This window comes from Sphaerobacter sp., assembly GCF_019683595.1.
Taxonomy (GTDB): domain Bacteria; phylum Chloroflexota; class Chloroflexia; order Thermomicrobiales; family Thermomicrobiaceae; genus Sphaerobacter.
The window spans coordinates 1-11,492 of the sequence record NZ_JADGHZ010000115.1 but is presented as its reverse complement, the minus strand read 5'-3'; the positions used below and the strand labels follow the sequence as shown (position 1 = coordinate 11,492).

Sequence of the window (11,492 nt, the reverse complement as noted above, 5' to 3'; positions counted from 1 at the left end):
GCCCACTGAAGGGGCTAGGGACGCTGGTCCCGGTAGGTGGCCGAATCGGATACGCCTCGATGTAGCCATCATAGCCCCTTCAGTGGGCTTACCCACTATTCAGCCCGGCGGCTTTAGCCCCGGGCACACGCCGAGCGGCAGGATCCTCACACCACCTATCCCCGGGCACATGCCGCGGTCTGAGACTCGCACACCACCCATCCCCTGGCACGGGCGGAGCGGCGCACGTTCTATCACCGCGTCTGATCCCCACTGGCCACGTAGGCCCGCTTCGCCTCCGGGCGCTTACCGGCCAATGCCGACGGCGGCCGCGTACTCGTAGAGGGTCTGGAGACCGCGGCTGGTGAAGTTGCGGCTGCGCGCGGCGTCGGCCAATGCGGCGCGCAGGTCGGCCGCCTCCTCGGGGGTCGTCCGGTTGCAGGGAAGCGCCGGTTCCTCCCCGCGGACCAGGACCTCGGTGATCGTCCGGGAGCCGGGGGTGGGCCGCTTCCCGGTCGCCGCGCAGACCGGGGCTTCGTAGATCCCGGGCGGGCGCGGGAACTCGGGCGCGATCGGCTGGCCGTCCGGACCGGCCAGCGTCTCGGCGAAGCGCGGGTCGGTGTGGGCGGCGACCATGAAGTCGTGCCAGATGGGCGCCGCGCTCTGCACCCCGTCGATGCCCCGCGTCGGATGGTTGTCCGTGTTCCCCGCCCAGACACCGACCACGAGATCGGTGGTGTAGCCCATCGTCCAGCCGTCGCGGGAGTCCTCGGTCGTGCCGGTCTTCGCGGCGACGGGCCGTCCCAGCTCCGGGATCGTCAGCGGGCTGTTGGGACTGAAAACCATGCTGCGGGCGCGGTTGTCGGTCAGGATGCTGGTGATCTGGTAAGCGTGCTCGGGCTTGACGACCTGCTCTCCCCGCTCGAACGCACCGGCCCGGTCGTGGCGGTAGAGTTCGTTCCCGTGCCCGTCGCGAACCTCCAGCAGCGGGGTGTAGGGCACGTAGCGCCCGTTGTTCGCCAGTGTAGCGAAGGCGTTGGTGTGCTCCAGTAGCGTTACCTCGCCGCCGCCGAGCGTCACCGCCAGGCCGTAGACGCTCGGGCCGCGCCACAGCCCCGTCCGGATGCCCATCCGGTGGGCCAGGTCGATCATCGTCTGCACGCCGACGAAGTCGAGTGCCTGCACCGCCGGGGTGTTGAGCGAGTTCGAGAGCGCGGTGCGAACCGAGACCGCGCCGTAGCGCTGCCCGGTGTAGTTGACTGGCGCGTAGTACTTGCCGGGCTGGCCAGGTAACGGCCAGCGCTTGTTGTAGTCGAAGATGATCGTCCCCGGGTTCCAACCCTTCTCGAAGGCCGCCAGGTACGTGATCGGCTTGATCGAGGAGCCGGGTTGGCGCTCACGCACCGCCACGTTGACCTGGCCGTCGATGGCGTCGTTGTAGTAGTCGGCGCTGCCGACCATGGCCACGATCTCCCCGCTCCAGGGGAGCATGGCCACCAGCGCCCCGTTGTTGACGTCCCAGGGCGCCAGGCGCTCGACGTGCTCGGCCACGATCTGCTGGGCGCGTTCTTGCAAGCCGAGGTCGAGCGTGGTGCGGACGACGAGTCCACCCCGGTAGAGCATGTCCGCTCCGTATCGCTGCTCCAGGTAGGCGCGCACGAAGTTGACGAAGTGGGGCGCCCGGAACACCTGATGCGAGTTGGCTTGCACCTGGAGGTTGATCGGCTGAGCGGAGGCTTCGTCCGCCTCGGTCTGGGAGATCATCCCCTCCTTGACCATCTGGCCCAGCACGTAGTGCTGGCGGGCCTTGGCCAGCTCGTAGTTCTGCACCGGGTCGTAGAAGCTGGGTGCCTGCGGCAGCCCGGCCAGCATCGCCGCCTCAGCCAGCGTCAGTTCCCAGGGGTGCTTGTTGAAGTAGGTCATGGAGGCGGCGTCGATGCCGTAGGCACGATTGCCGTAGTAGACGTTGTTGAGATACATCTCCAGGATCTGCTCTTTGGTGTAGTGCTTGGTGAACCGGTAGGCGGTGATCGCCTCGCGGATCTTGCGCGTGTAGCTGCGCTCGAAGCCGATCTGTTCGGGGTACATCTGGCGGACGAGTTGCTGGGTGATGGTTGAGGCGCCGGACGACGGTGCGCCTTGCAGGTTGAAGACGAAGCTGCGGGCGATGGCCGCAGGGTCGAAGCCGACATTGCTCCAGAAGGTAGCGTCCTCAGCGGCCACGGTGGCGTCGAAGATCCAGGCCCGGTGCGGCTTACTGGGGTCGCTCTGCTGCTGGGTGATGTGGTCCAGGATCTCCTGGTAGCCGACCGGGGTGCGCCAGCCGGTCTCCGGGTCGGACACCTCGTTGAGTAGGACCCAGTTGCGGTCGTAGATCTTGGTCGTGGCGAAAGGAAGGCCGTTCGCTTGCTCCACCGAGGGGAGGTTCTCGGTGATGTTCGTCCAGCCGACGAAGCCGGCCGCCGCAGCGGCGCCGAGCGCGGCACCCAGGAACAGGAAGATCGCCAGCGACAGGATGGCGAACCCCTGGAGGAAGGTGGCGTAGGACGAGGAGCGCTGCCGTGGCCGGAATCCCCGCAGCAACTGCGGCGGGAGCGGGCGTGGGCCGCGGCGGCCGAGCCGAGCGTAGAGCAGGCTGCGACGGCGACGGAGAGGCCGTCGGCTGATGTGCCGACCGTGGCCGTTGCCGGTCATGGTGGTTTCCCTCCCTCGATGGCGCTCGACCGGGTGAGGCGCTGCGCCGGAACCCGGCGATTAGATGGAGCCGGGGATGACGACGTGGCGGGCGAGCGGCTCGCACGGCGTGGCGATGCCCATGCAGCAGCATCGGTGCCAGCAGCCTGACCATTCACCATTCGCTGCGATTCTGAAAACACGATCAGGGGCATCGGCTTTGTGCCGGACCCCGGCTCACGATTGCCGCGTGGCGAGATCGCCTGCCTCGGCGGTGGGCGCGGGCATGAGAGACGGAACGATGCTGGCCTCCGTGTTGAGACGCCTTGACGGCGTGCGCGGGGCTTGCTAGGCTTCGGCACGCCGCTCGCGGCGTGGCTGGAGTTCGTTCCTCGGAGGTGCTGTCGCCCAATGCTCTACCGCATGCCCGGACGCGCCAGGTGCGCCGCGTAGAGAGCCATCCCGTTCGCGCGTTTGGGGCGCGCCGCGTGGCGCGCGTGTGTAGAGGAGCAGCACCGACATGTCTACCCCTGAAATCAAGAAGGTCGTCCTCGCCTACTCCGGCGGCCTCGATACCTCCGTGATTCTCGCCTGGATCAAGGAGCACTACGGCTGCGAGGTTATCGCCTTCACCGCCGATGTCGGCCAGGGCGACTCCTTTGAAGGCCTTGAGGCTAAGGCGCTCGCCAGTGGCGCATCGAAGCTTTATGTCAAAGATCTCAAGGAAGAGTTCCTCACCAAGTACGCCTTCCCGACCCTGCGGGCCGGCGCGGTCTACGAGCGGAAGTACCTGCTCGGCACCAGTTTCGCCCGGCCGCTCATCGCCTCCCACCAGGTGGAGATCGCGCGGCTCGAGGGAGCCGATGCGGTCGCCCACGGCTGCACCGGCAAGGGGAACGATCAGGTCCGCTTCGAGCTGACCTTCCAGGCGCTGGCGCCCGATCTGAAGGTGATCGCCCCCTGGCGGCAGTGGGACCTCGGCGGCCGCGAGGAATTGCTCGAATACGCGATGGCGCGCGGCATCCCGGTGTCGCAGTCGAAGACCAACATCTACAGCCGGGACCAGAACCTCTGGCACCTGAGCCATGAAGGGGGCGAGCTGGAGGATCCCTGGCAGGAGCCGAACGAGGCGATGTTCCAGCTCACCGTCAGCCCGGAGGCCGCGCCGGACAAGCCGGTCGAGATCGTCATCGGCTTCGAGCAGGGCTACCCGGTCAGCCTGGACGGTACGCCGATGGGGCCGGTCGAGCTGGTGACGACGCTGAACAAGATCGGCGGCGAGCACGGCGTGGGCCGGATCGACCTGGTGGAGAACCGGCTGGTCGGGATGAAGAGCCACGGCGTCTACGAGCAGCCCGGGGCGGCGATCCTCTCCACGGCACACAAGGAACTGGAGTCGATCACGCTCGACCGCGAGACGCTGCACTACAAGGACCTCGTGGCGCAGAAGTACGCCGAGCTGGTCTACGACGGCCGCTGGTTCACCCCGCTGCGCGAGGCGCTCGACGCCTTCGTCGAAGTGACCCAGCAGACGGTGACCGGTGAGGTCCGGCTGAAGCTGTACAAGGGGAACATCATCCCGACCGGACGCAAGTCGCCCTACAGCCTGTACCACGAGGGCTTCGCCACCTTCGGCGCCGACGACGTGTATAATCAGGCGGACGCCAAGGGGTTCATCAACCTCTTCGGCCTGCCGATGAAGGTTGCGGCACTGACCAAGCAGAAGCGCGAGGGTGTCGACGGCAAGTAGCCGGCACGCAGGCCGATCTGATTCCTGAACACATCCGCTCAACCGGGGGTGCTTCGCACCCCCTTTTTCATGGCCGGGAATCGCTGGCGTCACGCGCCCCGCAGGTATTGCCTCGTTGGATAGAATGGTGCCGATGGACGCGACGACCACCGCGGCGACGCCCGCCGCACAGCCGAGTGATGACCAGCAGTTGGCCGATCTCCAGCAGCGCCTGCTGGCCTGGTATCGTGCCCACCGGCGTGACCTCCCCTGGCGGCGGACGCGCGATCCGTACCGGGTGCTCATCTCCGAGGTGATGCTGCAGCAGACGCAGGTCGAGCGCGTCATCCCCAAGTACCACGAGTTCCTGGAGCGTTTCCCCACGATCGAGGCGCTGGCAGCCGCGCCGACGGCCGAGGTGATCCGCGTCTGGTCCGGGCTGGGCTACAATCGCCGGGCGGTGAATCTCCAGCGCGCGGCCCAGGCCGTGGTCGAGCGCCACGGCGGGGTGATGCCGCGCGACGTGGACGAATTGCAGGCGCTGCCGGGCATCGGCCGCTATACGGCCGGCGCGGTGGCCTGCTTCGCCTACGAGCAGGACGTCGGCTTCGTCGACACCAACATCCGTCGGGTGCTGCACCGCCTCTTCTACGGGCCGGAGGTGCCGACCCCACGCGCGACGGCACGCGAGATCCAGGCGCTGGCCGACCGGGTGGTGCCCGCGGGCGAGGGCTACGACTGGAACCAGGGGCTGATGGAGTTCGGCGCGGTCCACTGCACCGCGCGCAAGCCGCTCTGCGTCTTCTGCCCCCTCCAGGCGCACTGTCGCGCCTACCCGGCGATCCAGACGGCCCTGGCCGAGGCGCCCGCGACCACCCGCCGGGAGGAGCCGTTCACCGGGTCGTCGCGCTACTACCGAGGCCGGGTCATCGCGGCGCTGCGGGAGCTGCCGCCGGGTGAGGCGATCGACCTCGCCGCGCTCGGCCCCCGGGTGCGTGACGACTTCGGCCCGGAGCATCTTGCCTGGCTGCGTGAGGTGGTCGCGGGGCTGGAGCGGGACGGGCTGGCCTGCGTCGCCGAGGAGCGGGCCGAATACGACGCATCCGACCCCGACGCCGGCGACCCGGCACGGGTGCGCGTGCGACTGCCGCACTAACCGCTAGATGGCACGTCCGCCGGGGCGCGACGGGCGGGAAGGAGCGCCGACCATGCGGGAACCACCGGACAACCTCACCGAGGACACCCTGCGCGCCCGCTTGCGCGACCGGTACGGCCTCGACGTCGAGGACCTGACCTTCCTCCCGCTGGGCTACGACTCCTCGGCCTGGGTGTACCGCGTGCGGGCGGCCGACGACGCGACCTACTTCCTGAAAGTCCGCCTCAGCATCAAGAATGAGGCGGGCCTCGTGGTCCCCCGCTACCTGGGAGATCACGGGCTCGCGCACATCGTCGCTCCGCTACCGACCACCGGCGGGGCGCTCTGGACGGACGCGGGCGACTACGTGCTCATCCTGTACCCGTTCGTCGAGGGCTCGTCTGCCTGGGGCCGCGAGATGACGCCGCAACAGTGGCGCGACTACGGCGCGCTCATGCGGCAGGTGCACGACATGCCGATCGCCCCCGACCTCGCGCGGGTGCTGCGGCGCGATCGCTTCGTGCCCGACGGCGCCGCCGCGATCCGGCGCGTCGATGCCCACATCGGTACGCGCGCCTTCGACGACCCCACCGAGCGGCGGCTGGCGCGCTTCTGGCAGGAGCAGCGGGCGACGATTCGCATACTGCTGGAGCGGGCGGAGGATCTGGGCCGCCGTCTCGCGGCGAGCGCACCGCCCCTCGTGCTGTGCCACGCGGACATCCACACGGCGAACGTGCTGGTGGACACCGACGGGCACGTGTGGTTCGTGGACTGGGATGAAACGCTGCTGGCCCCGCGCGAGCGTGACCTGATGTTCGTGGTCGGGGGTATCAGCAGCACGCTGGTGAGCCCGCGCGAGGAGGCGTACTTCTTCCAGGGCTACGGGCCGATCGAGGTTGATCCCCTCGCCCTCGCCTACTACCGCTACTGCTGGGCGGTCGGGGACATCGGTGCCTTCGGCGAGCAGGTCTTCTTCCGCCCCGACCTGGGGCCGGACACCAGACGCGAGGGCGCGGAAATGCTCATGGGCCTGTTCGAACCTGGCGAGATCGTCGATATCGCCCTGGGGTCCGAGATTCCGGCGGGGTAGCGCAGGGGGATGACCCGGTGTGACGGGTGTGGCTGCCGGAACCGATCCAATCCGTAATCATGCCCCTTTCCAATCTGCATTTCTTGTTCTAAACTGGATTCCACGAACTCGAGCATCAAGTCGCGGTCGCCGTATGGCCTGCGTGCACGGCGTGCGATTATCCGCCCCGCGGAGCGCGCCTAACGCATGGTTGTACGTGCGGCAAATACTTGGGGCACGGATTTGGCGCTCTTGTGTATCCTCAGGAGGGGGCGTGCCGGGATCGAAACCCTGCCCGTTTGATGATCCGGATTCGTTGCGAGGGCTCGCCCCTGAGGAAGTCGAGGAACTGATCCCGGACCATTGGATCCAGGAACGGGCTCGGAGTGATCGCGGCTGGAGGTACTCCGACCCAGACCATCCTGGTCACCAAGTTCGGATCATGGAGGGCAATCCCCGCGACCCTGATCCCGTCAAGCGAGGCCCGTATCTGCGCGTATCGATGAGAGGCAAGACATGCGACCCCGTGCCACTGAAGGGCAACCCAGTATTGCGATGATCCGGGATGAGGCACGGCGCCAAATCCTGAGCATGGCCGTCGATGATGCGTTCGGGCTTTGGGAACTGTGCTGGACGCTTGAGGCATGCTTCCCCGAGATGCCGCGGCCGGCGCTGCTGAAGATTGTGCAGGAGGCGCTGTACGGGCTAGTGGCCGCGGGACTGGTGGCGGTGGAGATCGACGATCCCGCGGCGGGTTCCGTTCAGCAGACGCTCGATGAGGTAGCCAGGATCATCGCCGAGGAACGGTGGTGGGAGCCTCCTGCCGAACCTTCCGCGCCGAGGGTGGTGTTCCTTGCGACGCCGGCCGGGGAGCGCGCCTATCTTGGACGTGAGGCGACAGCATCCCCACGTGCTGCCTCCATTGGGGGTGGCGCCTAGCGGCGGGACATTATCGGCAGGCTGGTGGTTCCTTGGCCGCGTCTCGCTGCTGGCTTCTCTTGGCAAAGGGCCTGGAAAAATGACCGGCGCCGGGGTATCCCCGGCGCCGGTTTGGTGTTCGGTGGTGGTTATTCTTAGTGACCCTCGCCGTGACCGAAGGGGGCGTCTGCCTCGCCCGTGGCGATCCAGACGTTCGCCTCCAGCCCGTTGGCGCGATCGTTGCCGATCGAGGAGTAGATCACGACGGGGCTGGGGGTGTGACCCGCAAGGGTCCAGGTGATCGTCTCGCCGGGCTGGATGTCGGGCGACTGATGGTGGATCCCGTTGTAGTTGACCGCCAGGTTGTGCACGCGGCTGCCGCTGTTCGTAATCTGGAAGGTGATCGGACCCATCGCGGCAGACAGGTTATCAGGGGTGATAGCGTCGTCGGTGATGGTGATCGAGAAGGTGTTGCCGGGACCCGGCGTCACCCGCTCATCGGATGGCATCGTCTCCGGCCCACCAGCGCAGGCGGCCAGCGCGAGGGCGCTGAGCAACACCGCCACCACGAGCAGCATGCGTCGCGCTGCGGGGCGGCTCCCAATGACCACGGAGCGACTCCTTTCCTCTCCAACCCGGACACCGGTCCTCACAGGGCCGCCGCCACGCCCGTGGGGCCTGGCGCGGCCTGGGGTGGGCGGCGTCGGCGGGCACCCGCACGTCGCGCGGCACGGGCCAGCCCGCGGGACTTCGATTGTACGGGAGATCTGCGGGGGACGCCACTGGCGGAGCCCGCACACGTGGAAAGCGGGGCGATGGTCACCATCGCCCCGCTTCCCTCCTCCTCACGTGCCCGGTGAGAGCTTCACTCTCACGACGCCTTAATCTACGTCCGCTGCGTTGAGATCGGTTTCATTTCCGGCTAGGAAGATGCGCACGAGTTTCAGCAGCCGCTCGTACCAACCCGGCTCCTGGGGATCGAACCAGTGGACCCCTCGCATCCGGCGCAGCCACGTGGTCTGGTGCCGGGCGTAGCGGTGGGTGTTGTAGCGGATCCGCTCGATCGCTTCCGGCAGCGTCGTCTCGCCCTGGAGGTAGGCCACGATCTCGCCGTAGCCGATCGCGGACATGGCCGGGGCATCGGTCGGCACCCCCGCCGCGAGCAGGCCCCGGACCTCGTCCACCAGCCCGGCGGCGATCTGCTCGTCCACTCGCCGGTCGATCCGCCGGTACAACTCCTCACGCGGCAGCGTGAGCCCGACGATGAGGATGCGGTACGGGGGCGGCGACTTTCCCTCCAGCTCGGTCATCGGCCGCCCGGTGTGCTGATAAATCTCCAGCGCGCGGATGACGCGCCGCACGTTCGTCGCCGGGATGCGTGCCGCGGCGGCGGGATCGACTTCGGCGAGGCGCCGGTGCAGGTGCTCCGGTCCCCGCTCTCGCGCCACCTGCTCCATCGCTTCCCGGAACGCAGGGTCGGGCGGCACCTCAGGGATGCGCCAGCCCTCCAGCACGGCGTTGATGTACAGGGGTGTGCCCCCGGCCAGGATCGGCACGCGGCCGCGCGCGGTGATGTCGGCGATAGCCTGATAGGCATCCTGCTGATAGAGCGCCAGTGAGTAGTCCTCCGTTGGGTCGACGACGTCGATCAGGTGGTGGGGCACGCCGCGCATCTCGGCGACGGTCGGCTTGGCGGTGCCGATGTCCATGCCGCGGTAGAGGTAGCGCGAATCGGCGGAAACGACCTCGCCGTCGATGTCGAGGGCCAGGCGGATGGCCGTCGCCGTCTTGCCGACGGCGGTCGGCCCGACGATGGCCACCAGCGGCGGCAGCGCCCGCGCTTGTCTGGTACTCGTGCGCATTGCTACAATCATGCAACCCTCGTTCGGTGCACGTCCGTGGGCGGGCGGGTCTGGCCAACGGAGGAGACCAGTTTGCTCAGGTTGATGATCCAGGCGCTGAAGATCGCGGCTGTACTGGTCCTCGCGGCTGCCATCGTCATTACCGCCCAGCGAGTTCTCTCTCACTACATCAGTGTCACCAGCGCCAGCGCTGCCAGCGAGCCGATCACCTTCGTCGTGCAGGAGCAGGAGACGGTCGACAGCGTTGCCTCGCGCCTAGCCGAGGCCGGCCTTATCCGCTCGGCCACTTACTTCAAACTCAAGATGCGTCTCACCAACCAGGATTCCCAGCTCAAGGCCGGGCGCTTCGAGCTGCGCAAAGGCATGTCGGTCAACGAGATCATCGAGGAGTTGACGACCTCACGGGACGTGGAGGTCGTGCAAGTCCGCTTCCAAGAAGGATGGCGTGCCGAGGAGTATGCCGACAAGCTCCAGCAGGTCGGATTGATCTCCACTCCCGAGCAGTTCCTGGACGCCATCAATGAGGGTGGCTGGGACTACGACTTCCTCCGGAGCCGCCCCAGCGGGGCGACGCTCGAAGGATACCTCTTCCCGGACACCTACGAGTTCCGGGCCGACGCCACGCCGGAAGACATCATCAACACGCTCCTCCAGACGTTTGACACCAAGGTGCCCCCCGACCTGCGCGCCCGGGCGGAGGAGCTCGGCTACAACTTCCATCAGATCATGGTCATCGCCTCGATCATCGAGCGTGAAGCGGCCGTGCCGGAGGAGCGACCCTTGATCTCCTCCGTCTACCACAACCGGCTACGGGTGGGGATGCCCCTCCAGGCCGATCCCACGATCCAGTACGCCCTGGGTGAACCGGGCAACTGGTGGCCCACGGTCACGGACCCGAACAACGAAGCTCCCGAGAGCCCCTACAATACCTACACGCACCCGGACCTCCCGCCCGGGCCGATTTGCAACCCCAGCCTGGCATCGATTGAAGCGGCGCTGCAGCCGGCCGATACCGACTACCTGTACTTCGTCGCCAAGGGGGACGGGAGCGGTGAGCACGCCTTCGCTGCAACGCTGGAGGAGCACGAGGCGAACATCCAGCGGTACAGCCAGCCGTAGCGCCCCGGTGGCGGGGTGACCAATACGGAGGCCCGCTCCGTGGCCCGCGCCTGCGCCTGGGCTGCGATCGGAGAGGAGTACGGGGTGACCCAGCGTGTCGGGTTGATCGGGTATCCGGTCGAGCACAGTCTCTCCCCTGCGATACATCAGGCGGCCTTCGACGCCCTCGGTATCGATGCTCGCTATGAGCTCTGGCCGACGCCCGAGGAGGAGGTCGCCGAGCGGATCGACGGCTTGCGCCGGCCGGGCTATCTGGGTGCCAGCGTCACCCTCCCCCACAAGGGAGTCGCGTTCGACCTCGTCGACGAGATGACCGAGCGGGCGCGCATGGCGCGCGCGGTCAATACGATCGTCAACCGGGGTGGGCGGCTCTTCGGCGACAACACCGACATTCCCGGCTTCCTGGCGCCGCTCCACCAGCGCGGGATCGACCTGACGCGGACCCGCGCGGTCGTGCTCGGCGCGGGCGGTGCGGCCCGTGGCGTGGTGATCGGCCTGCTGTCGGCGGGGTGCCGCCAGATCTCCGTCGGCAACCGCACGCCGGACCGCGCCCGGGCGATGGTGGCCATGCTCCACCCGCCGGTGCCGATCTGGTCGGGGCCGCTCGATGCCCTGGCCGAGTGGCTGGAGGGCGCCACGCTGCTGGTCAACGCCACCGCGGTCGGGTGGCACGGCGACGCGCTGCCGATCCCGGCGGCGATGTTGGAGCTGCTGCCCAAGGACGCCCTGGTCTACGACCTGACCTACCGTGATACGCCGCTCCTCCTGGAGGCCCGGCGCCTCGGCCTGGACACCCAGGATGGGCTGGAGATGCTGGTCCAGCAGGGGGTCGAAGCCTTCCGGCTCTGGACCGGCCAGGAACCCCCCGTGGACCTCATGCGCGCCGCTGCCATCGCGGGGCGGGATGCGTGATGCGTCATGCGTGATGCGTCATACGTCCCCCTCACCCCCGGCCCCTCTCCCGCCAGGGGAGAGGGGAGACGACGGAGCACGGAACACGGAACACGC

9 protein-coding genes are annotated in these 11,492 nt (G+C 67.9%); 6 read left to right on the top strand and 3 right to left on the bottom strand.

The window, feature by feature from the left end:
• Positions 1 to 285 precede the first annotated feature (285 nt).
• On the bottom strand, positions 286 to 2,673 hold the full coding sequence (locus IRZ30_RS11975; RefSeq protein ID WP_294085417.1) for a transglycosylase domain-containing protein: 2,388 nt from the start codon (positions 2,671 to 2,673) through the stop codon (positions 286 to 288).
• Positions 2,674 to 3,172: 499 nt separating this feature from the next.
• On the opposite strand from IRZ30_RS11975, the gene IRZ30_RS11970 reads away from it, so the two are divergent.
• The 4 genes from IRZ30_RS11970 to IRZ30_RS11955 all read left to right on the top strand — a co-directional run bounded on the left by IRZ30_RS11970 (position 3,173) and on the right by IRZ30_RS11955 (position 7,524).
• A complete protein-coding gene (locus tag IRZ30_RS11970) occupies positions 3,173 to 4,402 on the top strand; it encodes an argininosuccinate synthase (protein WP_294085416.1) in 1,230 nt (409 codons plus the stop codon).
• A 124-nt stretch (positions 4,403 to 4,526) separates the two neighbouring features.
• On the top strand, positions 4,527 to 5,537 hold the full coding sequence (locus IRZ30_RS11965; protein ID WP_366945345.1) for an A/G-specific adenine glycosylase: 1,011 nt from the start codon (positions 4,527 to 4,529) through the stop codon (positions 5,535 to 5,537).
• Positions 5,538 to 5,589: 52 nt separating this feature from the next.
• Positions 5,590 to 6,606, top strand: a complete 1,017-nt coding sequence (locus IRZ30_RS11960; protein ID WP_294085414.1) for an aminoglycoside phosphotransferase family protein — start codon at positions 5,590 to 5,592, stop codon at positions 6,604 to 6,606.
• A gap of 495 nt (positions 6,607 to 7,101) precedes the next feature.
• Entirely contained in the window at positions 7,102 to 7,524 is a 423-nt protein-coding gene (locus IRZ30_RS11955) for a hypothetical protein (RefSeq protein WP_294085413.1), read from the top strand.
• A 134-nt stretch (positions 7,525 to 7,658) separates the two neighbouring features.
• Here the strand turns inward: IRZ30_RS11955 and IRZ30_RS11950 are convergent, their stop codons facing one another.
• A complete protein-coding gene (locus IRZ30_RS11950) occupies positions 7,659 to 8,114 on the bottom strand; it encodes a hypothetical protein (protein WP_294085409.1) in 456 nt (151 codons plus the stop codon).
• 270 nt (positions 8,115 to 8,384) lie between these two features.
• Positions 8,385 to 9,335 (bottom strand): tRNA (adenosine(37)-N6)-dimethylallyltransferase MiaA, encoded by a 951-nt coding sequence (miaA, locus tag IRZ30_RS11945; RefSeq protein WP_366945344.1) that lies wholly within the window; start codon positions 9,333 to 9,335, stop codon positions 8,385 to 8,387.
• 102 nt (positions 9,336 to 9,437) lie between these two features.
• Here miaA and mltG point away from each other — a divergent pair, with 102 nt between their 5' ends.
• Both mltG and aroE read left to right on the top strand, forming a co-directional pair.
• Positions 9,438 to 10,484, top strand: coding sequence for an endolytic transglycosylase MltG (gene mltG / locus IRZ30_RS11940; RefSeq protein ID WP_294085406.1), 1,047 nt, complete (start codon positions 9,438 to 9,440; stop codon positions 10,482 to 10,484).
• Positions 10,485 to 10,568: 84 nt separating this feature from the next.
• A complete protein-coding gene (aroE, locus tag IRZ30_RS11935) occupies positions 10,569 to 11,396 on the top strand; it encodes a shikimate dehydrogenase (protein WP_294085405.1) in 828 nt (275 codons plus the stop codon).
• Positions 11,397 to 11,492 lie beyond the last annotated feature (96 nt).

Coding starts and splice junctions, on each gene's coding strand:
- IRZ30_RS11975 (WP_294085417.1), bottom strand. CDS start 2,673: ATGACCGGCAACGGCCACGGTCGGCACATCAGCCGACGGCCTCTCCGT.
- IRZ30_RS11970 (WP_294085416.1), top strand. CDS start 3,173: ATGTCTACCCCTGAAATCAAGAAGGTCGTCCTCGCCTACTCCGGCGGC.
- IRZ30_RS11965 (WP_366945345.1), top strand. CDS start 4,527: ATGGTGCCGATGGACGCGACGACCACCGCGGCGACGCCCGCCGCACAG.
- IRZ30_RS11960 (WP_294085414.1), top strand. CDS start 5,590: ATGCGGGAACCACCGGACAACCTCACCGAGGACACCCTGCGCGCCCGC.
- IRZ30_RS11955 (WP_294085413.1), top strand. CDS start 7,102: ATGCGACCCCGTGCCACTGAAGGGCAACCCAGTATTGCGATGATCCGG.